The 22,048-nt window shown below is 49.3% G+C and carries 26 protein-coding genes, 1 pseudogene and 1 riboswitch; of the genes and pseudogenes, 3 read left to right on the forward strand and 24 right to left on the reverse strand.

Going from position 1 to position 22,048, the window contains the following annotated elements:
- Nucleotides 1–57 precede the first annotated feature (57 nt).
- The gene (locus BM412_RS30660; RefSeq protein ID WP_091225513.1) at nt 58–258 is read left to right on the forward strand and encodes a hypothetical protein; all 201 of its coding nucleotides are present in this window, start codon (nt 58–60) and stop codon (nt 256–258) included.
- Nucleotides 259–303: 45 nt separating this feature from the next.
- Here the strand turns inward: BM412_RS30660 and BM412_RS30665 are convergent, their stop codons facing one another.
- The 14 genes and pseudogenes from BM412_RS30665 to BM412_RS30730 form a co-directional block, all read right to left on the reverse strand.
- On the reverse strand, nt 304–954 hold the full coding sequence (locus BM412_RS30665) for a 50S ribosomal protein L25 (RefSeq protein WP_091225514.1): 651 nt from the start codon (nt 952–954) through the stop codon (nt 304–306).
- 83 nt (nt 955–1,037) lie between these two features.
- Nucleotides 1,038–2,429, reverse strand: a complete 1,392-nt coding sequence (glmU, locus tag BM412_RS30670; protein ID WP_091225534.1) for a bifunctional UDP-N-acetylglucosamine diphosphorylase/glucosamine-1-phosphate N-acetyltransferase GlmU — start codon at nt 2,427–2,429, stop codon at nt 1,038–1,040.
- A 230-nt stretch (nt 2,430–2,659) separates the two neighbouring features.
- Nucleotides 2,660–2,947, reverse strand: coding sequence for a septation regulator SpoVG (spoVG, locus tag BM412_RS30675; protein WP_091225515.1), 288 nt, complete (start codon nt 2,945–2,947; stop codon nt 2,660–2,662).
- 129 nt (nt 2,948–3,076) lie between these two features.
- On the reverse strand, nt 3,077–3,469 hold the full coding sequence (locus BM412_RS30680; RefSeq protein ID WP_090985915.1) for a RidA family protein: 393 nt from the start codon (nt 3,467–3,469) through the stop codon (nt 3,077–3,079).
- A 36-nt stretch (nt 3,470–3,505) separates the two neighbouring features.
- Nucleotides 3,506–4,345, reverse strand: a complete 840-nt coding sequence (gene purR / locus BM412_RS30685) for a pur operon repressor (RefSeq protein ID WP_091225516.1) — start codon at nt 4,343–4,345, stop codon at nt 3,506–3,508.
- 83 nt (nt 4,346–4,428) lie between these two features.
- Nucleotides 4,429–5,283 (reverse strand): 4-(cytidine 5'-diphospho)-2-C-methyl-D-erythritol kinase, encoded by an 855-nt coding sequence (gene ispE / locus BM412_RS30690; protein ID WP_091225517.1) that lies wholly within the window; start codon nt 5,281–5,283, stop codon nt 4,429–4,431.
- Nucleotides 5,284–5,629: 346 nt separating this feature from the next.
- Nucleotides 5,630–5,803 (reverse strand): annotated as a pseudogene (locus BM412_RS30695) (small, acid-soluble spore protein, alpha/beta type); the annotation flags it as partial.
- 167 nt (nt 5,804–5,970) lie between these two features.
- Nucleotides 5,971–6,243: a biofilm formation stimulator Veg gene (veg, locus tag BM412_RS30700; RefSeq protein ID WP_090985921.1), complete on the reverse strand. Its 273-nt coding sequence runs from the start codon at nt 6,241–6,243 to the stop codon at nt 5,971–5,973.
- Between the two features lie 151 nt (nt 6,244–6,394).
- The gene (gene yabG / locus BM412_RS30705) at nt 6,395–7,270 is read right to left on the reverse strand and encodes a sporulation peptidase YabG (protein WP_091225518.1); all 876 of its coding nucleotides are present in this window, start codon (nt 7,268–7,270) and stop codon (nt 6,395–6,397) included.
- Nucleotides 7,271–7,339: 69 nt separating this feature from the next.
- Nucleotides 7,340–8,239: a 16S rRNA (adenine(1518)-N(6)/adenine(1519)-N(6))-dimethyltransferase RsmA gene (gene rsmA / locus BM412_RS30710; RefSeq protein WP_091225519.1), complete on the reverse strand. Its 900-nt coding sequence runs from the start codon at nt 8,237–8,239 to the stop codon at nt 7,340–7,342.
- Nucleotides 8,239–8,802, reverse strand: coding sequence for a ribonuclease M5 (gene rnmV / locus BM412_RS30715; protein WP_091225520.1), 564 nt, complete (start codon nt 8,800–8,802; stop codon nt 8,239–8,241). The genes rsmA and rnmV overlap by 1 nt, the downstream gene beginning before the upstream one ends.
- A gap of 116 nt (nt 8,803–8,918) precedes the next feature.
- The gene (locus tag BM412_RS30720; protein ID WP_091225521.1) at nt 8,919–10,067 is read right to left on the reverse strand and encodes a 3D domain-containing protein; all 1,149 of its coding nucleotides are present in this window, start codon (nt 10,065–10,067) and stop codon (nt 8,919–8,921) included.
- 222 nt (nt 10,068–10,289) lie between these two features.
- Nucleotides 10,290–10,575: riboswitch (cyclic di-AMP (ydaO/yuaA leader) on the reverse strand.
- A 187-nt stretch (nt 10,576–10,762) separates the two neighbouring features.
- Nucleotides 10,763–11,527: a TatD family hydrolase gene (locus BM412_RS30725; protein WP_091225522.1), complete on the reverse strand. Its 765-nt coding sequence runs from the start codon at nt 11,525–11,527 to the stop codon at nt 10,763–10,765.
- 20 nt (nt 11,528–11,547) lie between these two features.
- Entirely contained in the window at nt 11,548–12,864 is a 1,317-nt protein-coding gene (locus BM412_RS30730; RefSeq protein ID WP_091225523.1) for an HD domain-containing protein, read from the reverse strand.
- 274 nt (nt 12,865–13,138) lie between these two features.
- Between BM412_RS30730 and BM412_RS30735 the strand changes: the two genes are divergently transcribed.
- Nucleotides 13,139–13,393: an AbrB/MazE/SpoVT family DNA-binding domain-containing protein gene (locus BM412_RS30735; protein WP_090648939.1), complete on the forward strand. Its 255-nt coding sequence runs from the start codon at nt 13,139–13,141 to the stop codon at nt 13,391–13,393.
- Between the two features lie 128 nt (nt 13,394–13,521).
- Here the strand turns inward: BM412_RS30735 and rsmI are convergent, their stop codons facing one another.
- The 10 genes from rsmI to BM412_RS30785 all read right to left on the reverse strand — a co-directional run bounded on the left by rsmI (nt 13,522) and on the right by BM412_RS30785 (nt 20,952).
- Nucleotides 13,522–14,421 carry a 16S rRNA (cytidine(1402)-2'-O)-methyltransferase gene (rsmI, locus tag BM412_RS30740; protein ID WP_091225524.1) on the reverse strand — a complete coding sequence of 300 codons (900 nt, stop codon included), beginning with the start codon at nt 14,419–14,421 and terminating at the stop codon, nt 13,522–13,524.
- Entirely contained in the window at nt 14,418–15,197 is a 780-nt protein-coding gene (locus BM412_RS30745) for a tRNA1(Val) (adenine(37)-N6)-methyltransferase (protein WP_091225525.1), read from the reverse strand. The genes rsmI and BM412_RS30745 overlap by 4 nt, the downstream gene beginning before the upstream one ends.
- 77 nt (nt 15,198–15,274) lie before the next feature.
- Nucleotides 15,275–15,622: an initiation-control protein YabA gene (locus tag BM412_RS30750; RefSeq protein WP_091225526.1), complete on the reverse strand. Its 348-nt coding sequence runs from the start codon at nt 15,620–15,622 to the stop codon at nt 15,275–15,277.
- A gap of 84 nt (nt 15,623–15,706) precedes the next feature.
- On the reverse strand, nt 15,707–16,507 hold the full coding sequence (locus tag BM412_RS30755; RefSeq protein WP_091225527.1) for a PSP1 domain-containing protein: 801 nt from the start codon (nt 16,505–16,507) through the stop codon (nt 15,707–15,709).
- A gap of 4 nt (nt 16,508–16,511) precedes the next feature.
- Nucleotides 16,512–17,489: a DNA polymerase III subunit delta' gene (gene holB / locus BM412_RS30760; protein WP_091225528.1), complete on the reverse strand. Its 978-nt coding sequence runs from the start codon at nt 17,487–17,489 to the stop codon at nt 16,512–16,514.
- A 19-nt stretch (nt 17,490–17,508) separates the two neighbouring features.
- Complete coding sequence (locus BM412_RS30765; RefSeq protein WP_091225529.1) at nt 17,509–17,952, reverse strand: YaaR family protein; 444 nt, start codon at nt 17,950–17,952, stop codon at nt 17,509–17,511.
- A gap of 16 nt (nt 17,953–17,968) precedes the next feature.
- Nucleotides 17,969–18,298 carry a cyclic-di-AMP receptor gene (locus BM412_RS30770; RefSeq protein WP_090985945.1) on the reverse strand — a complete coding sequence of 110 codons (330 nt, stop codon included), beginning with the start codon at nt 18,296–18,298 and terminating at the stop codon, nt 17,969–17,971.
- A gap of 73 nt (nt 18,299–18,371) precedes the next feature.
- Nucleotides 18,372–18,998, reverse strand: coding sequence for a dTMP kinase (gene tmk / locus BM412_RS30775; RefSeq protein ID WP_091225530.1), 627 nt, complete (start codon nt 18,996–18,998; stop codon nt 18,372–18,374).
- A 62-nt stretch (nt 18,999–19,060) separates the two neighbouring features.
- Nucleotides 19,061–20,581 carry an aminotransferase class I/II-fold pyridoxal phosphate-dependent enzyme gene (locus tag BM412_RS30780; RefSeq protein ID WP_256256679.1) on the reverse strand — a complete coding sequence of 507 codons (1,521 nt, stop codon included), beginning with the start codon at nt 20,579–20,581 and terminating at the stop codon, nt 19,061–19,063.
- Between the two features lie 182 nt (nt 20,582–20,763).
- Complete coding sequence (locus tag BM412_RS30785; protein ID WP_371264886.1) at nt 20,764–20,952, reverse strand: sigma factor G inhibitor Gin; 189 nt, start codon at nt 20,950–20,952, stop codon at nt 20,764–20,766.
- 223 nt (nt 20,953–21,175) lie between these two features.
- Here BM412_RS30785 and BM412_RS30790 point away from each other — a divergent pair, with 223 nt between their 5' ends.
- The gene (locus BM412_RS30790) at nt 21,176–21,706 is read left to right on the forward strand and encodes a hypothetical protein (protein ID WP_091225531.1); all 531 of its coding nucleotides are present in this window, start codon (nt 21,176–21,178) and stop codon (nt 21,704–21,706) included.
- Nucleotides 21,707–22,048 lie beyond the last annotated feature (342 nt).

Here is a 22,048-nt window from a genome sequence, read left to right on the forward strand (position 1 = left end):
ATACATATAGATTCGGCAGAAAAGCCGAACTTCGTACATAAAGGAGCGTATTTTTCGATGTATGTAAACGGTCAGCATATCTTCGACGATTATCATTTCCAGGATCACCACGAGCATCAAGTTCCTGTCCAAATCTATTGGGGCAAAGAACACCATGATATTGGCTACGTCGAATATTTCAGCCCTTCGTACATCAAGATGAATAATATTTTCTACAGCCGCAAGCAGTTTACCTTTGTTTCCAGACCCGGCTATTGAAAAAAAGTAAAGGGCTGCCTCTTACCCGCAGCCCCGATCGTACGTTTATTCAAACTTCACCGCATGCATCTCCGCTTCATGTGCACGCTGCTCCGCTTCCTTCGTTTCTACCGCCGCATCCTCTGCTTCTTCCGCCGTCAGATCTTTCTGAGGCGCCAGAATGGTCACGATGACTTGGTCTGCATCCACTTTGGTCGTTACGCCGGATGGCAGCTGCAAATCGCTTACTAGCAGATTCTCTCCAATACCGAGTGAGGATACGTTAACCTCGATGACCTCCGGTATACGATCCGGTAAACAATGCACCTCAAGCTCATGCAGCATCGCCTGCAGAATTCCGCCTTCGCGTACGCCGGTAGAATCGCCGACCATCTCCAGCCGAACCGGCGTTTTGATGGATTCGTTCATGTTCACCTGATGGAAATCAATATGGAGCAGTTCGCGCGTCAGCGGCTCGCGCTGCACTTGGGTCAGCATAACCGGCTGCTTGCCTTCGCCCGGAATATCAAGTTCAAGCAAGGCATGGGGGTGGGAGCGCAGCAGATGCGCCAGCTCCTTCTCATTGACCGAGATCGAAATCGATTTGCTTAGCTTCGTGCCGTATACGACGCCGGGGATGTTGCCCTGCAGTCTCATTTGTCTCAATTGGCCTTGCGTGGCTGTCGTCCGTGCTTCTGCTCGAAATGGTATCGCCATAGTCGGAAACCTCCTGAGAGTGTAGTGATTTCCATATATTCATACCCATTCCGGCCCGGAAATAAACGAACAACTTCTCACAATCAGCCTTTCGCCTTGCTATCCTTCTTCGCTTTCGCACGTCCGCGCAGCTTCTCTGCATACCCCGGTTTGTTAACCTGACGCTCGCGAGCAATGGCCACGTCATTGTCCGGCACATCCTGCGTAATCGTGGAACCCGCTACCACATAAGCGCCTTCGCCGATCTTAACCGGCGCGACCAAATTGACGTTACTGCCCACAAATGCACGGTCGCCAATTTCGGTCAACGACTTGTTATAGCCATCATAATTGACGGTAATCGCGCCGCAGCCGATATTCACGTCTTTGCCGACTTTCGCGTCCCCTACATAGCTAAGGTGGGAAACCTTCGTACCTTCGCCGAGCTCGGCGTTCTTAATCTCAACGAAATCACCGATTTTGCAGCCTGCTCCAAGCTTGGCACCCGGACGCAAATAGGCATATGGACCCACTGCGCATTCGTCGCCAATAACCGACTCCACCGCGTTGGAATGCTTCACCGTTACCCCATTGCCGATCTCCGTGTCCGTAATATCCGCATGAGGACCAATCACGCAATCCTCTCCAATTACAGTACGACCGCGCAATACTGTGCCCGGGTAAACAATCGTGTCCGAACCGATAACCACATCCGCTTCAATGTAGGTTGCAGCAGGATCGATAATCGTTACGCCGTTAATTTGATGCTTGCGGTTAATCCGGGCACGCATAAGCGCCTCCGCTTCGCCAAGGCCGACACGGTCGTTGACGCCAATGCCTTCCGCATAATCCGGCGTGCAATACGCGCCAACGGTCTCGCCCGCATTTTTCAAAATTTCCATCACGTCGGTGAGGTAGAACTCCCCTTGTGCATTGTTGTTCGTAACCTTCTTAAGCGCCTGGAACAGCTTCTTATTGTCGAAGCAATACATGCCTGTATTGATCTCCGTAATTGCCGCTTGTTCAGGGGTGCAGTCCTTCTGCTCCACGATTCGCAGAACATTGCCGGCCTCATCGCGGATGATACGTCCGAGTCCTTGCGGATTAGGCACAATCGCCGTCAATACGGTTGCTGCCGATTCGGTCTTCGTATGCAGCTCAAGCAGCGCCGCAATCGTTTCTGAAGTCACGAGCGGCGTGTCGCCGTATAGAATAACCGTCGTGCCCGCTTCTTCGCCGAGCAGCGGTTCTGCTTGCTGGACGGCATGGCCCGTGCCAAGCTGCTGCTCCTGCAGCACAAACTCCACGCCATCTCCGAGATACGTGCGAACCGTCTCCGCGCCATGGCCAAGAACGACGACCGTGCGCTCGCAAGCCGCATCCTGTACCGTCTGCAGCACATGCGCCACCATTGGCTTCCCGCAGACCGGATGCAACACTTTATATAGTTTGGACTTCATTCGTTTCCCTTGTCCCGCTGCCAATACGATTGCCATTACTTTCTTCAAAGGATGTCCCTCCCCAGCTTCTATACCCTATGTTATTCAAAATATAAACCTTAACCACGGCTCATATTTCTCCGAAATGAACCTCGCCGGCGCCACCATATCGGATAGCCGCGGCCGATTCACCTTGCTTAAATGCTCTACTGAATATAGCGTATCTGTAGGCAAAAGAAAAGAGAGCCCCAGCGGGCTCTCTTCACTAGACGTCTTAATACCTTGATTTAGGCGCCTTCTTCGATTACTACATCTTCTTCCGTCGCTGCACGTTCGTATTCTGCTAGGACGGCGGCTTGGATTTTCTCCCGTGTCGTCGAAGAAATAGGGTGTGCGATATCGCGGAATTCTCCATCAGGAGTACGCTTGCTTGGCATTGCCACAAACATTCCATTGTTACCGTCAATCACGCGAATATCGTGAACGACAAACTCATTGTCAATGGTAATTGAGGCGATTGCCTTCATCCGGCCTTCGGAATTTACTCGGCGGAGTCTAACATCGGTAATTTGCATCTGTGTTCACCACCTTTGCCTATCAAGGACTTGGTGTATACTTCCACGTTTCAATGCGAATTCCTTCATGATTCTGGAAAATATCTGTATAGTTTGAAAATATTTTTTCGATCTGAATATTATCCTATTTTATTCGACTTCAATCGCCACGATCAGTTCTATTTCGACAAGGACGTCCTTCGGCAGGCGCGCAACCTCAACGGTAGAGCGAGCCGGCTTGTGGTCGCCGAAGTAAGAAGCATAAATCGTGTTGAGCGCTGCGAACTGATTCATATCTTTAATGAACACAGTCGCCTTCGCCACGTCTGCGAATGTTGCTCCCGCTTCAGCTAGTACAGCTTGAAGATTGCGGAATACTTGATGCGTTTGCTCTTCAATGCCGCCTTCAACAAGAACGCCTTCCGCCGTCAGCGGAATTTGTCCGGAGGTAAACAGCAGGTTGCCAAGCTTAATGGCTTGCGAGTAAGGTCCAATTGCTGCAGGCGCTTGAGTAGTCGCCACGATTTGAGGTTGTGCTTTCATGAACGAGTAATCCTCCTCGGTTGGTTGCTAATTAGGCTAAATAGTAGCCCCGGTTGTGAAATAGTTGCCCGGTACAACGGTTGTGTGTTTGGTCTTCATATCTACAGCCGTCAGCTTCGCTAACGACACATAATCCTCCAGCAGTCGATCCTCGGTATCCAATTCGCCGGATTCCACGAATACGCCAACTCCGGCTACCTTTGCGTTAAACTCGAACAGCAAATCCATCATGCCTTGAATCGTTCCGCCGGCCTTCATAAAATCATCGATGATCAGTACGCGTGCATGTTCCTTCAAAGCACGGCGTGCAAGCGACATCGTTTGAATACGCTTATTGGAGCCCGATACGTAATTGATGCTCACAGCAGAGCCTTCCGTCACTTTATTATCGCGACGTACAATGACAACGGGCAGATTCATACAAGCCGCCGTTGCATAAGCAAGAGGGATCCCCTTCGTCTCGACCGTCATGATGACATCGATATCCGAAGCTGCGAATGCGGTTGCAAACATTCGTCCAACATCTGCGAGCAGCCCTGGCTGTCCCAGCATATCCGTCATGTACAAGTAGCCGCCGGCCAGTACCCGCTCCGATTGCTCCAACTGACGACAAATGCCGTTCATGATGCCAAGTGCCTCGGCCTGACCCATCTTCGGCGTATATTTCACGCCTCCGGCAGCTCCTGCCAGCGTATGCAGCTCACCGAGTCCTTCTTCTTCGAATACCTCTTTAATAATCGCCAGATCCTCACTAATAGATGACTTGGCAGATTGGTAGCGATCAGCGAATGCTGTCAGAGAAATTAACGTATGGGGGCGTGTAAGTAAGTACTGCGTCATTTCTACTAACCTTGCACTCCGTTTTAACTTCTTCAACGTGTACTCCCCCCAGCCAAATCCGAATATTATAATGACATAATACCATTTTCATACGGATTTAATCAAGACGCACGTAGGCTTCATGTCAGCATTCTTACCACATAGACTTCTTTGCAAAATCCGCGGAGTCCATTGTAGATGCGCGAGACCTTCGCTTCCTTGCTTACAAGGCCGAAAACCGTCGGTCCGCTGCCTGACATTAACACGCCATCTGCGCCCAGACGCTGCATAATTTCTTTAAGCTGCAGCACCTCGGGGTGAAGCTGTAGCGTTACGGTTTCCAGCACGTTGCCCAGATACGTGCATACGCCGCCAAATGAGCCGCTCGAGATCGCGGACAGCATGTCCGCTGTTGATGGATGCTGCTTCAGCTCAGAGGCGCGCAGCTTCCCGTACACGTCTGCCGTTGAAACGTTGATCGGCGGCTTCGCCAGAATGACCCAGCATTGAGGCGGGTTGTTAATCCGCTCCAGCTTCTCTCCGCGGCCGCGGGCGATTGCAGTTCCGCCCGTTACGCAGAACGGTACATCGGAGCCCAGCTCCGCACCGAGCGTGCACAGCTCTTCTTCGGAGATACCGAGCTCCCACAGCCGATTGAGGCCGCGCAGCGTAGCGGCAGCATCGCTGCTTCCGCCTGCAAGCCCTGCGGCTACGGGTATCTTCTTATCCAGATGAATATAGACGCCTTTGCGGACATTGTAGCGATCCTTAATCAGCCTTGCCGCCTGAAAGGCTAAATTCTTCTCATCGAGCGGAATATACCCCGCCTGACTCGAGATAATGATCGTGTCCCGCGGAAGCTCTTCCATCTCAAGCCGATCCGCTAAATCCACCATGGTCATAATCATTTCAACCTCGTGGAATCCATCTTCACGCTTACGCATGACGTCCAGCAGCAGGTTGATTTTTGCCGGCGCTTTCTCATAAATCTTCATATGTAGGCTCACCCGTCCGTTATCGTTAAACTTCACATATTATAACAAAAGGTCATAAGAAAAGCTAAGATGCTTTGAGCAGTCTGCGGGTCTGCTCAACACCTTAGCTTCGAATAACCCTTTAGTGTGGTTGATAGTGGGACGCTTGAGGCTGCGCGGCCTGCATGGCTTGATGCATATAAGCCGGAACCGTGCCGGATGCCTGCTGCCGCTGTGGCGCATAATTGGGCTGAGCTTGAGGCTGCATGAACGGGCTGTGGGCAGGCTGCGGCCTATACGTCGATTGCGATGACTGATAGGTTTGCTGCTGGTACGGTGACTGGGATTGCGCTTGCTGCGCGGCATACTGTTTTGCTGCGGCTTGCTCGGCGATTTGAATCGCGCGTTTCACCATATTCCCGGCATCCTTTGCTTTAATGCCTCCCCAGCCTTCCTTCTGTACAGTATCATAGAAGCCCAAGTCCTTCGCCAGCTCTTTCTTCAGCTCTTCGCTCATCGTACCGCGGCGTCTGCGTGACATAAACACTCTCCTCCTTTGAAACGGGTAGTACCGTTAGTATGGTTGTTTTTGTCGTTCTCATACGGGGGGGAGGGTAAGGCCCGTCCGGGCGCAAAAAAAAGTGCAGATCCTGCCTACGCTGCTCTCGCCGCGCCTGCAAACCTGCACATGTTCGTATCTTATTTATCTCATTGTATATACGTAATGCGCACTTGACCATCATCGCTGTCCACCGTAACTTCAACGGACTCCGTTAATATATCGGCGTAGCTGTAAGAGACGCGCTTAAATGCATGCTGCTCCTGGTCGAGCCTGACAATAAATACAGAAGGGTAGATTTCTTCTAACACACCGGTCCGTTCAATCGTCTTTCGACGACCACCGTTAGCACGAAGACGGATTTTGGAGCCGACATGGGTTTCCAAACTGCGTTTGATTTCCAATAGCGCATTTTTTGCCATTGTGCACTACCACCTCTTTCCTTGTCCATTATAACCAAAAGGAGGTGGTTTGTCAAAAAATTATAATTATAACAGTGGAGTCACTTTGGTGTCAATATAAAAAAGGGTACTTTTTTCTCCGGTACGTATATTTTAGCCCGAAGCAGCCATATTATACAGTTGGCTTTACGCCGGTCAGCGTTTTCGGTTTAGGCAGACCCACCCGGAACTTCCCTAACGTCTCAATGCCCCCTACTCCATCTATTCCGCTTATTGTGCCATGAATGACATCCGATAAGTTGATCGTTTCGCGAATGGAGGTATAGCTGGCTTTTATGGCGACGTACACGGGATCCAAGGCATGGATGAGTACCCGGCCCGGAGAACTGGCGAAGTTCGATCCATTTTGCAGCAGCGCTTCGTAATGCGATTGGCATGCGCCCGCTACGACGATTAAGCTGTCTTTGCTTTTCTCATACTGACGCGCGATCCGCACCGCATTGACGAAATTTTGCGAGTTTTTGTAGCTGGCCAGGTTATGCAAATCGTCCTGGTTGCGCGTCTTCAGCACGCCGTCATGGCCGGTGATCACGACAATATCCGGTTTGATTTGCGGAAGCAGCCGATACACCACGTCCGCCATTTGGGATTCATGCACATATACCCCGTGCGCAGGAACGCGCATTTGCGTATACAGCTGCATGCTTTTTCTCATATAGTTGCTGTCCCCGTCCAAATGAAGTACTTTTCCGGGCACCTCGAAGTACGGCTGGGATTGGCTTTGCGCGCGCTGCAGTTCACGTTCAATTATCTGCTGCTCGCGTTGTTCCTGCATCCTTAGCGTGGACTCACTGGCCTTAATGCGTGCCTGCCTCGCAGCGCCGGAGGATTCCGGATCACTCATTACGGACAAATCGACAATTGGCGCGTCTGCAAGCAGACGATAGTCGGTGCCCTTCAGGATGGCTGTCTGTTCTAGAATTGTCGCAACACGAAAAAGGACGTCCCCGCCATAGGATTTGCGGACGACCAGGTCCCCTTGCTTCATGGGCAAATCACCTCTTCGTCTATCCTATGGGGAGACGCCCCTGATGGTGCGCTCACTTTTATTTTTTCGTTAGCTGCTGCGTAAGTCCGCTGCCAGCAGTGCGCGGCTTAAAGAGGCAAATTCCTCCAGCGATAAGGTTTCCCCGCGCCGGGATGGATCGATGCCGATGCCTTCAAGCAGCGGTCCGAGCTTCTCTCGATTCACTTTGCCTACATAAGCGGTTAAATTGTTGGCAATGGTTTTGCGGCGCTGCGCGAAACAAGCCTGCACCGTTTGGAAGAAATGCGCTTCGTCCTCGACCTCAACAGCCGGCTTGTCCCTCAGCGACAGCTTAATAACCGCGGAATCGACATTCGGCTGCGGGATGAATACCGTATGCGGAACGATGCAAACAAGCTCAGGCACGCAATAGTACTGCACGGCCACGCTAAGGCTGCCGTACTCCTTGCCGCCGGGCTTAGCTGCCATCCGCTGTGCGACTTCCTTCTGGATCATGACGACGATGTGCTCAAGCGGCAGCTTCTCTTCCAGCAGCTTCATCAGAATCGGTGTCGTCACGTAATAAGGCAGGTTCGCCACGACGCTGACGCCCGAAAGCCCGGCAAACTGCTCCCTCAGCAGCTCAGCGAGGTCGAGCTTCAGCACGTCGCCATGCACAACGTGCACATTCGGCGTATCCGCCAATACATCCGTCAGAATCGGAATCAGCCGATTGTCGATCTCCACTGCGGCTACGCGCCCTGCAGCGTGTGCCAGCTTCTGCGTTAATGCGCCGATACCCGGTCCGATCTCCAGCGCGCCTTTCGTCTCATCCAGCTCAGCGGCACTGACGATGTTGCGTAAAATATTTTGATCGATCAGAAAGTTCTGACCGAGGCTCTTCTTAAATGTGAAACCATATCTCGCGATGATGTCTTTCGTCCGCTTCGGTGAAGCAACATCGACACCCGCTTTAATTCCCTCTGTCATCACTGATCCCCTTCGCTCGCCTGCTCCATCGTGGTTAGAGCCCGCATAAATTCCTCACGCGTGATTCGAAACATCGAACAGCGTTTATAGAACTGCTTACCATTCGCATAACCGATGCCGAGCAAATTGCCCATCTTCAGCCGTCTGTCCGAAGCTTGCGGATGTACGAGCAAGCCTGCTTGCATTAAATCATCCATCGTGACCTCGGCAAGGCCTGCAGTGTCTGACGTCGCTTCGGTACGCAAATTAGCGAGTGCTCGCTTGATCGCTTCCGGCGATGCGTTCTCGACACCGATATCTCCCTTGTAGAGCGCCTCCTCCTGAGGGAGAAAAGCATGCTTGCAGCCTGGTACACGCTGCGCCACGATTTTGCGGATTCGCTCGCCTGCATGATCAGGGTCGGTGAAAATAATAACGCCTCTGCGCTCCTGAGCCAGCATGACGCGGCGGATAACCGCTTCGCCAATCGCCGAACCGCCGGTCTCGATGGTTTCCGCCTCTACGGCACGCTTGATGGCAACCGTATCGTCTTTACCTTCTACTACAATGATTTCTTTAATCATGGGACTCCATTCCTTCCCTTCCGTACAACATGCAAAAAGAAGAGGCATCGCCTCTTCTTATGATGGCATATTTACGCGCGAAATACGATACGCATGTTCAACCCGCGGAAATACGTCTACAGTGCTTCCGGTTTCTTCGGACCCAGCACGTATACAGTATAGCCCCGCTTCCGCCCAAATTTATCGGCATACGACTCGCTGTCAAAATAAACATCAATCTTGTTGCCTTTGACTGCGCTGCCCGTATCCTCAGCTCGGCGGAAACCGATTCCTTCGATATACACCCACCAGCCGATCGGAATAACTTTCGGGTCGACCGCAATGGTACGGCCTTCCTGAACACGTGCTCCCGATGCGGTTATGCCGTACTGTGGATGGTTCTTGCCTTTACCCGTCGAAGCTAAGCCGGCTGAATAAGCCGTAAGAGTTACGTTCTTTATTACTTTCTTTGCACTGAAAGTAACGCCCCGTTTCGTCATGGTCGAGACGCTCGGCGAATTCGCCCGCAGCATCGTTACCTTCGGTTCAGGCTTCTTCGTCCCGATCGAAACAATCTGATCGACAGAAGGTGACTTGGTCAGCTTCTCGACCAGTGTCTGCGAGACTAGGACACCGTCTTCGAAAGTCTTTTCATAACGTTTAACGACAGTGCCTTGTTTACCCGTTTGGACAAGCTGTTCTTTCCCTTGCGCTAGCTTGGGATCATCCTTCTTCACAATGGAGAAAGGAACGGGGTGGGTACTCTCCGAGATCTTCGTATCAATCCGAGTAATTGAAATAATCATATTCGGTTTAAGTGACGAAGATAACGAAGGTACTACCTTATCTTGACTGCGTATCGATATATGAGCCTGATCGATCGCCGCCTGTACGGTTCTTTCTGTCGTGTACAACGTTCTTGCTTTGCCGTCAGCTTTTACAATAAGAGGCACCGCTTGATTAATAACGATACGGTCACCGTCTTTAATACCGCCATCCAGCGGCATCGACACTTTATCATAAGTGCCAATTGCAATAGCTTGTTCATCCAGTAGGCGTTGAAGGACCCATTGCTTCGTAGAGACAATGGTTTCTCGTCCATTCACTACTACGGACACGCGCTTGTCAGCCGTTCCGTACAACAACACCAGAAACATGAAAGTCATAGCGATTGAGATCATGGCGCTTAGTACAATTAAACGCATGTTCTCATGCTTCCATCGCAATGCGAAAGACATGCTGGATGATCGTTTCCCATGGGTGTCCTTAAGCTGGAGTGCTCCCATTTCTTCGGTCCTCCTTACATAGCCCCGCCGCCTTTGTTACGCATGATTACATAGACGCGACTATAGAGATTTTCTTTCCAAATTCAGCCCCGGACCACTTCCATAATACAGCTTTTGTCGTCAGTTTATGCTTCTTTCAAACAAAAAGAAGCCCGACGACAGAGGATCTGTTTCGTGGCTTCCCATTAGACAATGGTAGCATGGAGTTGCATTCACGAGGTTGATCTCTCTTATTGACGCTTACGAGGTTAGCTGTCGGATTCGGGCGTGAGAGTCGCCCTATTCGCTAATGGCACGATATAACAATAGCTGCGCCGGTCGCAAAATTCACCCCAAGAAGAATTTCATGTCTATCACTGTCTGCCTTTGTACCAAACCGTGTCGCCCTTTAGTCGACGAACACGTTTTTAAGGGGAAGAAACGAACGAGCTGTTTCTTCTTGATACAAACAGTTTCAACAATTGGTTCCCCCGCTCTCCGAACTCCGGAGATTAAGCGTTTTATTGGAAAAGGAATACAAGTTTTGTTGCTCTGAAATGAATCATACCGTCTACCGCGCCACATTGTAAAGAACTGATTAATGACGATTTTAACGAATTTCAAGGAAAAATAGGCGAAAAGTAAGCAATTTCTTCAATCAAAATCAGTTTTATCACGAGAATAGTCCCAAATCCTTGCTTTCAAACCCGTTTTCATCAGATTCCAAAACATTTCATTGCATTTTCCGTGGTTATTTTGCCGACTTCCTCTACACTTTTACCCGTTATCTCCGAGATTGTGTTTGCTACAAGACGGACGAATGAAGACTCATTTCGTTTCCCGCGATGGGGATGAGGAGCCAAATAAGGAGCATCCGTTTCGATCAAAATTCGGTCCAGAGGCACTTGTGAAAGCACTTCCTTTGGCACCCTTGCATTGGTGAATGTAAGCGGTCCACCGAACGAAATATAGAAGTTCATATCGAGACATTGTTTCGCCGTTTCCCAGCTGCCGGAGAAGCAGTGCATGACGCCGCCAACGTCCTTGGCATCCTCTTCTCGGAGCAATCGAACGACATCCTCGTGAGCATCGCGGTTATGAATGACGATTGGCATCCGTTTCTGCTTGGCTAATTGGATTTGTTCGCGGAATACACGCTGCTGAACATCCTTAGGGGAGGTGTCCCAGTGGTAATCAAGACCAATTTCGCCGATCGCCACGACCTTTGGATGATCACACAGGGATGCAATCCAGTCTAGATCTTCGGGACGCATATCAATGCTGTCAACCGGATGCCAGCCAACGGCGGCGTAAATAAAGGAATACTGCTCGGCAAGCGCCATCGTGGTTGGAATTGTTTCACGGTTGAAACCGATATTGATGAGCTTATGTACGCCGGCAGCCTGCGCTCTTTCGATAACTTCTGCTCGGTCTTCGTCGAATTTATGCGAGTCTAAATGCGTATGCGTGTCGATTAACATGGTGCTTTAAGAACCCCTTTCTACATTAAAGCAAATAATTCGCGGAGTTTCGCAGGCAGCCTGTGGGCTGATTCGCGCAGCGGTTCCTCCGGGTAATAGAGGTGGTACTTACCTTGATGGATACCCGTTATAGATCGGATGATATCCGAGCGGCTTGAAATTTCCGACAATCGTTCATCACTGCTCAGCAGCAGAATCGGAGGTTTTTCCTCCTTGCCCGCAGCAGATGTTGAACCGGGACGATAAACATCGTAGGGCATGTCGTAAGGAAAGTCAATTTCCAGGTGATAGTCCGGATGAAGGCCGATTTCTTGCAGCTGTTCACGAATTTCTTGCCACAGCTTCTCATCGGGATGATCCATCGTCACATATTTGTACAGCTTGCGATTGAGAAACCGGCGGCATAGATCCGATAACACGGAATCAGGTTCATGGGCCCATTGCGCGAAAGCTGTTTGAACAAGAGCTTCATCTAAATTCAAATACCCTTCAATGTCCATTGTGCCCTCAAGCAGCATCTGTATCGGCTTCATGAGGGTTTGAAAGTGGTAATCACTTCCGAAGAGCTCCTTTGCCCTTCGAAAGATTTGCCTCAATATAATTTCCGAGCTTCTCGTGACCGGGTGAAAATAAACCTGCCAGTACATCTGATAGCGAGACATGAGATAATCCTCAACCGCGTGCATGCCGCTTTCCTTTACCACGATCCTGCCTTGATGAGGCCGCAGCACTCGCAATATCCGCTCCAGATCGAAGGTACCGTAATTCACCCCCGTAAAATACGCATCTCTAAGCAAATAATCCATGCGGTCGGCATCCATTTGACTGGAGACCAGACTAACTACAATAGGCTGATGATAGGTTTTGCAAATAACGGCGGCAATGCGCTCCGGATAGCTCGGATCAAATTCACGCAAGACTGCATTAATTTCCGTATTCCCAAGCAAAATGCGGCAGGTCCATTCTTCATGGTGGCTGTCGAACACATCTTCGATGGAATGGGAGAAAGGCCCATGTCCAATGTCATGGAGCAAAGCCGCGCATAGCGCAACGAGCTTCTCTTCCTTAGGCCAGTCGGTATAACCGCCGCGCTCAAACTGGGATATGATTTTGCGAGTAATTTCGTAAACGCCAAGGGAATGTGAGAACCGACTGTGTTCTGCTCCATGAAAGGTCAAATAGGATGTGCCGAGCTGGCGTATTCGACGGAGCCTTTGAAACTCCCGCGTATTAATGAGCTGCCAGATCAGTTGATCCTGGACGTAAATGTACTTATGTACAGGGTCCTTAAATACTTTCTCTTCCGCGAGTTTATCCTCTCGATGAGCAGCACTCATGTCGAATCACGCTCCTTAAAGTTCAATCATTCGACACAATTGTCGAACTAATGTCGAATAATGTCGCAATATCATTTCCAACCGCACTGCGTTTGCAGTACTATATATATGTAGAACAAATGCCTATTTACAACGGTAATCGGGGATAACTGGTCACAATTACCGCTAAAACCAGGTTGACTATTATGGGAAACGTTGGTATTATTAAGGCATTATATGATAGAATTTTGTCGAATGATGACGAGTTAATCCATTGTGAAGGGGAATAATAGATATGATGAAATCTACAGGAATTGTGCGTAAAGTAGATGAGCTGGGACGTGTAGTAATTCCGATTGAATTGCGCCGTACGCTCGGAATCGGTGAGAAGGATGCTCTTGAGATCTATGTAGATGGCGAGCGCATCATGCTGAAGAAATATGAGCCGGCTTGTATCTTCTGCGGCAACGCAGAGAATGTCGCTTATTTCAAAGGCAAAATCGTTTGTAACGTTTGTTTAACGGAAATGCCGACTCCTGTTACAAAATAAGAGACAAATCTAGTTTTATAGGTTATAATACATTTATCAAACCTGTTAATTCTAACCTTTTTATACTCCTTGATGCCTTCCTGAGCCATAATGGTCAGGAAGGTCTTTTTTTTTCTTCCTACATGCTGCTATTTCTTCATTACTTCATTATATACATCCCGTTTTTGTAACCCTCGATCAAGTGCTGTTCGTTTGATGGCTTCCTTCCGATCCTCGCCTTGCTCTTCGTATCGGCTTACATGCTCCTCCAGCTCCAGCCCGCTCCACCATACCGGATCATCCTGCTGTAATTGAGCGGCTTCTTCTTTGCTCACCCCTGCAATAACCAAGCAATACTCGCCAAGCGGCGGGTTCTCTTCCAACCAAGCCATGCATTCCGAAATTGTCCCTCGGGCAGCTTCCTCATGTCGTTTCGTTAATTCACGCACCATCGCCATCTTCCGATCGCCCAGCTGCTCCAGCATCACCGCAAGTGTCTTGATAATCCGATGCGGCGATTCGTAACATATCAATGTTGCGTCTTGCCTATGTAGATGCTGAAGCCAAGCGGTAAGCGACTTGCGTTCCCGCGGAGGGAAACCCGTAAACAGAAACTTCTCCGTCGGCAGACCGGAGATGATTAGTGCCGACAACGCTGCATTGGCTCCCGGTATCGGTACGACTGCAATTCCATTTTCGGCGGCGGCAGCCACAAGATCTGCGCCTGGGTCGGATATAGCCGGCAGTCCTGCATCGCTTACCAGCGCAATGGATTGTCCGCTTGCCAGTAACCGGACAAGCTCAGGGCCGCTCGCCTCCTTGTTATGCTCATGATAACTGACAATCCTGGTCGAAATTTCAAAATGATTCAGCAGCTTGCGTGTTTGACGCGTATCCTCCGCTGCGATCATATCGACTTCTTTTAGAATTCGAATCGCCCGGAAAGTCATGTCCTCTAGGTTGCCAATAGGCGTTCCAACCAAATACAATGTTCCGGCTCCGCTATCACTACCCGTATCTGCTGCATTAAAACTTCGCTGTACGATCATTTGTCTGAATCCCTCGTTCCCGCTTCCGGCGCTTGATCTCCGTAATAGATCCGCATTAACTCTTCATTATATTGTCGCTGTTCATTATATACGATCATAGGCGGCAGAAGCTTCACATCCGGTTTGCCATCTCTGGCCGCTTCGATAAGTACCATATTCGCTTCAGCACCGGCATGCGGATGCACGAATCGAATTCGTTTCGGTTCAAGTTTCCATTTGCGGAACGTTTCCAATATTTCCACTAACCGGTTGGGGCGGTGCACCATTGCAACCCGACCACCCGTTCGTACGAGTCGCGCACAGGCTGCCACGATGTCATCCAGCGTCCCATTACGCTCATGTCTGGCCGCAGCAAAATGCTCATTCTCGTTCTGGTCACCGGTACCCGCCGGCATATAAGGGGGATTTACCGTAATGGTATCGTAATTTCCATGGCCGCTCTGTTTATAGAAGTCACGCAGATCCCCTTCATAAATATGAATGCGATCCTCCAGCCCATTTGCCTTCACACTCCGCCTTGCCATATCAGCAAGCCGAGGTTGTATTTCAACGGCATCAATCTGGGCTTTTGTCCTTGTCGTTAAGAGCAGTGGGATCACGCCATTGCCCGTGCACAGATCCAAGATTTTACCGCGTGGCGGCACTGCCGCGAAACGAGCCAACAAGACAGCATCCATGGAGAAGCTGAACACTTCCCGGCTCTGGATAATATGCAGCTGATGCGTTAGTAAATCATCCAGCCTTTCATTCGGCTCCAGTATTACTTCTTTATTCATCCTTCATTGCTCCTTACGTCTGCCAAATTCGAACCGCTTGAATATGCAAACAAGACCCTATGGAAGGGTCTTGTCTTTTATTCCTTATTGAGAAACGAAAGGCAGAACAAACAATCGCCTTCCGTTCGCAAATGTCCATAATACAAATTACAAATATGAAAACCTTCATGATACAATCTCGCCAAATTGTCATACCCTTGCCCAACGCCAATCGCGTCGCTTGCCAGCGCCGGTTCATCGTTTGGCATGGCATGAGAATCATCTTCCACCGCAGCGGCCGGTACCGGCTTCGGTGTTTGACTGGCCGTTTCCCGCTTTAATACTTTGCGCAACTGCTGATTTTCTATGCTAAGCCGGTTGTTTTCTTCCAAGAGCGACTTAATTTTCTGTTTCATCGCTCCCAGTTCCAGATGCAGGCTTCCCATGTGGGATTCCAATTCGCTAATTTGACTAAATATGTCTTTTTTCAAGTCTCCACCCCAAGGCTATACAGCTTCGGATTCGCTTACTTATTTCACTACAACATCATCAAGCGGTAATTCCTTCGGTTTGCCGCCATCAAAGAGCTGGACATAAACCGATTTGGAGCCCGCATTAATTCCGGTTACTTTACCTTCACCATAAGAAGTAACAACAATCTTACCAACTGCCGGCAATTCTTCGCGAACGCTCTCATAATTGTCATGTTCATACTTTAAGCAGCACATGAGACGTCCGCACAAGCCGGAAATTTTGGTCGGATTAAGCGATAAGTTCTGATCCTTCGCCATCTTAATGGACACCGGTTCAAAATCGCCGAGCCAAGTTGAACAGCATAGTACACGTCCGCAAGGTCCGATACCGCCAAGCATCTTCGCTTCATCCCGCACACCGATTTGTCTAAGTTCGATACGAGTACGGAACACGCTGGCCAGATCCTTAACGAGCTCACGGAAATCGACGCGGCCTTCAGCTGTGAAGTAAAAAATAATTTTGTTGCGATCGAATGTAAATTCGACGTCAACGAGCTTCATCTTAAGCTGATGATCTCTTATTTTTTCAAGACAGGTCGCAAACGCATTGCGTGCGGCCGCCTTGTTTTCTTCGACAATTTTGGCGTCGTTGTCACCGGCGATCCGAATGACTTTCTTAAGAGGCAGGACAACATCTGATTCTCCGACTTGCTTCTGTCCAACCACTACTTTACCGTATTCAATCCCTCTTGCCGTCTCAACAATAACATGCTGATCCTTATCAATTGGGAAATCGACCGGGTCAAAATAATAGATTTTGCCCGCCTTCTTGAAGCGGACACCAACGACGTTATACAATGTTTCACCCCTCCTGTACACGGATTAGCAGCTGCTCAAGCGCTAATTGCGGCGATACATGCGCGCGCATGCGTTTGCCTGCCTCAAGCGTATACTCCATACATTTCACCCAGCCCTCAGCCGAACGTGAGAATGCATGCTTACCAATCCAATCAAGCTGATCTATAAAAACAAGAGCCTCGTGTCTTCCTGCTTGAAAATGAATCATATCTTTATACCATAATACGAGTAATGACAACAGAAGCTGAGGCTGCTCACCAAGCTCTGTCTTAAAAATATGCTGTTGCGCGGACATCATCGCCGCGGTAAACCGCGTGAGACTGTCCTTTCCTAATTGTATCACTACGTTTCTCATTTCTGCAAACCCATTCTGCTGGATAAGCGCCCTGCACGCATCTAATCCCGATGCGAGATGAACGGCAGCACGGGCTGGCAGCTGAGGAACACCTTCATTCGCCAATGTTTGCAGCATGTCATGAGGTGCAAGCGGCATAAACGGAACCCACTGCGTACGGGAACGGATGGTTGGCAGTACGGCTTGTCCATTCTCCGTCAGAAGAATCGCGACTACCGGCGACTGCGGCTCCTCTAGAAACTTAAGCAGGCTGTTCGCGGCTTGCAGCGTCATGGTTTCAACGCGCTGCACGATATAGATTTTACGTGACGTGCTTATATTTCGATAGGCAAGCTCTCTTTGAAGCTCACGAATTTGGTCGATTTTAATGGAATTGCCATCTGGTTCTACCAGATGCAGATCCGGCTGGTTGCCATGCTCGAACTTCCGGCACTCCAAGCACTCGCCGCAAGCGTCATCGCCTTCGCCTGTACAGAACAACGCTTTGGCAAATGCCATCGCCATGTTCATCCGCCCGCTTCCGGGCGGCCCGCTAAATAAATAGGCATGCGAAACTTTGCCGCTTGTCAGCGCATAAAACAAAATGCGTTTCGCCTTCGGTTGCCCGGCAAGCTGTGCAATGCTCATGGTAAAAATCTCCTCTATGCTAGAAAAACAAATTAATGAGAATGCCGCGAATATCGCCGACTTTTTGCAGCAGATCAAGCCGTCCTTCTTCGCTTTCAAGCAGCTCTTCGCCCATCGAGATGAGGGAAGAATCAATTTCTTCTAATAGCTTATATCGTTTCGTACGGCCGCGACGGTCAAATCCGCGCGTTTCTTTCATGCCGATACCCCGTCTGACGGTATCCTCGAGGAATTGCTTCACCATCTGGCGATAAAGCCGCAGCTCTCTGACGGTCATCGATCTTGCGAGCCGTTCGCCTTGATTATGAATATGTTGCAATTTCTCCTGCAGCTGTTCAATCGTACGTTGTTCATCCTGAAAGTTCATCACATCTGCAAAGTTCTTAGGCGCAATCGGTTTGGAGCCGAGATCCGGCCGCGCTCGGTCTTGCCCTAAAGGACGCCAGCCCGGATTAATCTTCATTGAAGTTCACGTCCAATCAGAAATGTTCGAACCGCTCTACCGGTACGACAAATACGGCAGCGCCGCCAACTTGCACTTCAACCGGGAACGGGATATAGGCATCTGTAGTACTGCCCATAGGAGATACAGGTGAAACAAGCTGATCGCGGACTTTACAGTTCGAACGAATAACCGTCATAACCTCATGAACCCTTTCATCTTCAATACCGATCATGAAGGTTGTGTTGCCTGCACGCAGAAACCCGCCGGTACTGGCCAGCTTCGTTGCCCGGAATCCCTCTCTTACAAGCGCGTTCGACAACCGGTTGCTATCTTTATCCTGTACAATCGCAATAACTAATTTCATCAATATCCCTCCTAAAATTTTCGAAAGACATCGTTACATGATTATTAATTTGACATCACTTGTAAATAATCCTTTAAAATCGTCTATTTATTATAGCGATTACATCATTCAACACGTTCTCTTGCGTTTGTTCGGCATCAACTCGCACAATTCGATCCGGATCGGCAGCCATCAGCTTGCGATATCCTTCTCGCACCTTCTCATGAAAGGCCATACTCTCAAGGTCGAGTCGATTGATTTCTCGTCCGGAAGTAGCATTAATCCGTGCTATCCCTGCTTCCGCAGATATATCCATCCATATCGTCAGCTGCGGCATAAAGCCCTCTATCGCAAATTGGTTGATGGACCAAACTTCCTCGATCCCAAGTCCCCGCGCATAACCTTGATAGGCAAGACTGCTGTCGACAAAACGGTCACAGATGACTACATCGCCTTGTGCTAGTGCCGGCAGTACCTTTTCCACAAGATGCTGACGTCTGGCCGCTGCATAGAGGAGAGCCTCTGTTCGCGCATCCATCGAAGTATTCGCTGTATCCAAAATCACATTTCGAATCTGCTCGGCGATCGGGATGCCTCCCGGTTCTCTCGTCATCATGACATTTCTGCCTTGGGCACGCAGTGCAAGCACAACGCCCTCAATAAGGGTCGTTTTACCTGCTCCTTCGCCGCCTTCTATCGTCAAAAACAACCCTTTTTTCACTTCAGTACTCCTCTGTCTGTTAATACCCTTATCATATCAAAGCCAATCATAGGCGTAAACGACTAGCCCGTCCGCAGTACGGTTATTGTCTGCATTGTCGGATCTGTCGTTCCCTGGCATCTTGCACCATGCTCCATTAATTGTTGAATGTAATGTATCGTTTCCTCTGTAATGCGCTCCCCTTCATATAGCAGTGGAATGCCGGGGGGATAAGGGATAACCGCTTCTACGGTGTAACGTCCGGCCGAATTCGACAGCGGAATGGTTTCGGTCCCATTCGAGGCCTGTTTTACCCCTGATCTCGTAAACGCAACCGGTTCCGACATTGTTCGATGATGATCGATAGACATACGAAGGTTTTCCTTAACCTCCAACCCTTCACGCTCAATTTCTTCTGCTATCGCAAGTAGAGCTTGTTGAAGTCTGGCTACATCTGAATCGGATGCCGCGAGCCCAAATAACAAGACAACATAACGAAGGTCAGCCATCTCGGCATAACAGCCGTACTGTTCTAAGCGTTGCTGCAGGTCAAACCCCGACAACCGCCCTTGAGCTTCTCGCAAAACAACACGGATCGGATCCACCTTGATTGCGGGAACTGACGATGGATGGCCTTGCTCATCACCCGGCATTATGGTTTCAAATGTTGATTGGCCTTTGATCCAACCTCTAAACACACGAGCAGCCTGTATACCTTGTTCAAAAAGATCGCAGCCATTCGTTTGCAGCATGGCTCGCGTCATATCCAGTGATGCCATAATCGGATACGAAGGGCTTGAGCTCTGCACCATTCGCAGTGCATCTGCAAGTACCATCGTATTGATTCGGGGACCCTGAACATGCAGCATAGCCCCCATCGTCAGTGCCGGCAACGTTTTATGCGTCGATTGCACGACAGCATCCGCACCTGCTTGTATTGCTGATCTCGGAAATGCCGGATGCAGTCCATAATGGGCACCATGCGCTTCGTCCACAAGCAGCAGCATATCATGAGCATGAATCCGCTTTGCATACGGCTCCAAGTCTATGCTCAACCCATAATAGCTGGGGTTCGTTAGAAATACAGCTTTCGCTTCTGGGTATTTAGTCATAGCCTCTTCAATTTGCGAGATATCCGGGAGAACGTCTAAATTGCTTCCTGCGTCCTTCCGAGGCATGATAAACACTGCATTTGCCCCTGCAAGCTTTAAACCGTTTAAAACCGATTTGTGCGCGTTACGCTGCACAATAACTAGGTCTCCAGGCCCACATACAGCTAGCAGCATAGCGAGGTTGCCAACCGTGCTCCCTCCAACGAGGAAGAAGGTCTGTTCCGCTCCAAACACCTCAGCCGCTAATGTCTGTGCTTCCTGAATGATACCTGATGGTGCATGGAGATCATCGGTTCCCGATATTTCCGTTACATCAATCTTCATTATGGATTGAAATGCTCGTAATGCATCGTCGTTCATGCCGGCCATATGTCCAAGAGACTGACCATATTTATGGCCAGGCACATGAAAGCTTACAGGATTAGACTGCTGCAAGGCTGTTAATGTATCGAATAGCGGCGCATGCCACTGTTTGCTCTTCGTATCTGCCAAGCAACTTTCCTCCTGCTTCAACTTCTTCTTTCTCACATCATAATCCATTATGGAGCTAACATAAACCTGCTGATTGCATGCATCGCCAATAAACAAAATAACCCCTAACCATTCTCGCGTATTTCTACAACTCGAGACGATATAGGGATTACTTGATCGTTACACTGAAGCTGTACGTCCGTCTAAGCATTATTTTGCATCCAGATCCGCTTTAGTTGGTGTATAAAGAAAGGGTACTTAGCATCCTGTACTTCCGTACGTACCATCTCAACCTCACAAGTTTCGCAAATAAACTCATCAATGATTCGAATGCCTTGTTCTTTCTCATGCCCGCAAATAATGCATGAGTTTCCCGTAGTCTCTTCCATCATTTCGTTTCACCTCATCCAAGTGAAAATATGTCATTGCTTCTAGTATGGCACAAAGTCTAGCAAACTATACGACTTTCATAGCCCATTTCAAATAGTAATACAGTCTATGTTGAAGCGCCCAGATTGGTGACGAGGGTGCTTGCACTTCTTTCGGGAGGAAGTCTACACATTAATCGCCCATTTACCGATACAACGTGTAGAAGGCAGAAAGGCGTGACACATCATGCGCGGTAAACTTGCTGAACAAGAGAAAGCAACAATCTATCAATACCAACTCATCCAAAAGGTGCTCGTACGAGATGAGCTGCGTCGTAGTCATCTCAGCATACTAGCCATTCTTGCTATTTTCCTCTGGCTTATGTATCAAATGGACGGGATGAGAGCGCTCGGCATCGGTTTCATGAGCGCCTTCGTTATCCAGTTCATCATTACTCGGTTAACACTCATCCGTGTTGACGAGCCGGACGATCGCAGATGGGGCTGGCGCATTATGCCGCCATGGATCGGTTACATCCCGACAGCTCACATCGAGCTCGCCTTGTACCGTAGATTGCATCGACACTTATTATGGCTTGGTCTATGCGCCATTGGCGTATTCTATCCATGGGCCAACGAAGCAACAATGATTAGCCTTATCATGTGTCATGTTTGGATACTTGCACCTCGGCTTGTCGTCATGCGCAAGCTGCGCAAAGCCAAACGCAATGGCGTACTTTGCATCGCTGTATCTGAAGTCAGCTACTATCATCGTTAACCCGTTTCGAAAGAAACGGAATGATGAGGGCAGCTGACTTTTTGTTAGTGGAACAACAAAAAACCGACCACTGTTAAAGGTACCTTGCTTTTGCTTACGGTGATGCTAATTAAGACAAAGGTTGATCGTTCGCCGAAGCTGCGCATCGAAGTCCCTTCCCGCTAGCAGCCTAATTATAATTGTAACAGTCGATAAAAAAAGCTGTAATGGTGGTTTTTGACCGACACAGGTTCTTATCGCTATTAGTCCGACTGTAACGGTCACTATTGTCCATTACAGCTGATTCATTAGTGTTTTGAGCAGATTTTCGGTTCTAACGGACATTAGTGACCGTTAGATTTC

The sequence above is a fragment of the Paenibacillus sp. BC26 genome, from assembly GCF_900116125.1.
Lineage (GTDB): Bacteria > Bacillota > Bacilli > Paenibacillales > Paenibacillaceae > Paenibacillus_Z > Paenibacillus_Z lignilyticus.

Coding starts and splice junctions, on each gene's coding strand:
- BM412_RS30765 (WP_091225529.1), bottom strand. CDS start 17,952: ATGAAGATTAATCCGGGCTGGCGTCCTTTAGGGCAAGACCGAGCGCGG.
- BM412_RS30770 (WP_090985945.1), bottom strand. CDS start 18,298: ATGAAATTAGTTATTGCGATTGTACAGGATAAAGATAGCAACCGGTTG.
- rnmV (WP_091225520.1), bottom strand. CDS start 8,802: ATGATTAAAGAAATCATTGTAGTAGAAGGTAAAGACGATACGGTTGCC.
- yabG (WP_091225518.1), bottom strand. CDS start 7,270: ATGAAGCAAGGGGACCTGGTCGTCCGCAAATCCTATGGCGGGGACGTC.
- BM412_RS30730 (WP_091225523.1), bottom strand. CDS start 12,864: ATGAGTGCTGCTCATCGAGAGGATAAACTCGCGGAAGAGAAAGTATTT.
- BM412_RS30665 (WP_091225514.1), bottom strand. CDS start 954: ATGGCGATACCATTTCGAGCAGAAGCACGGACGACAGCCACGCAAGGC.
- spoVG (WP_091225515.1), bottom strand. CDS start 2,947: ATGCAAATTACCGATGTTAGACTCCGCCGAGTAAATTCCGAAGGCCGG.
- BM412_RS30725 (WP_091225522.1), bottom strand. CDS start 11,527: ATGTTAATCGACACGCATACGCATTTAGACTCGCATAAATTCGACGAA.
- ispE (WP_091225517.1), bottom strand. CDS start 5,283: ATGAAGATTTATGAGAAAGCGCCGGCAAAAATCAACCTGCTGCTGGAC.
- BM412_RS30720 (WP_091225521.1), bottom strand. CDS start 10,067: ATGGGAGCACTCCAGCTTAAGGACACCCATGGGAAACGATCATCCAGC.
- BM412_RS30785 (WP_371264886.1), bottom strand. CDS start 20,952: ATGATGGAAGAGACTACGGGAAACTCATGCATTATTTGCGGGCATGAG.
- BM412_RS30735 (WP_090648939.1), top strand. CDS start 13,139: ATGATGAAATCTACAGGAATTGTGCGTAAAGTAGATGAGCTGGGACGT.
- holB (WP_091225528.1), bottom strand. CDS start 17,489: ATGAGCATTGCACAGCTTGCCGGGCAACCGAAGGCGAAACGCATTTTG.
- BM412_RS30745 (WP_091225525.1), bottom strand. CDS start 15,197: ATGAATAAAGAAGTAATACTGGAGCCGAATGAAAGGCTGGATGATTTA.
- veg (WP_090985921.1), bottom strand. CDS start 6,243: ATGGCAAAAAATGCGCTATTGGAAATCAAACGCAGTTTGGAAACCCAT.
- BM412_RS30750 (WP_091225526.1), bottom strand. CDS start 15,622: ATGGGAAGCCTGCATCTGGAACTGGGAGCGATGAAACAGAAAATTAAG.
- rsmA (WP_091225519.1), bottom strand. CDS start 8,239: ATGACAGAGGGAATTAAAGCGGGTGTCGATGTTGCTTCACCGAAGCGG.
- BM412_RS30680 (WP_090985915.1), bottom strand. CDS start 3,469: ATGAAAGCACAACCTCAAATCGTGGCGACTACTCAAGCGCCTGCAGCA.
- BM412_RS30790 (WP_091225531.1), top strand. CDS start 21,176: ATGCGCGGTAAACTTGCTGAACAAGAGAAAGCAACAATCTATCAATAC.
- BM412_RS30660 (WP_091225513.1), top strand. CDS start 58: ATGTATGTAAACGGTCAGCATATCTTCGACGATTATCATTTCCAGGAT.
- glmU (WP_091225534.1), bottom strand. CDS start 2,429: ATGGCAATCGTATTGGCAGCGGGACAAGGGAAACGAATGAAGTCCAAA.
- rsmI (WP_091225524.1), bottom strand. CDS start 14,421: ATGATCGTACAGCGAAGTTTTAATGCAGCAGATACGGGTAGTGATAGC.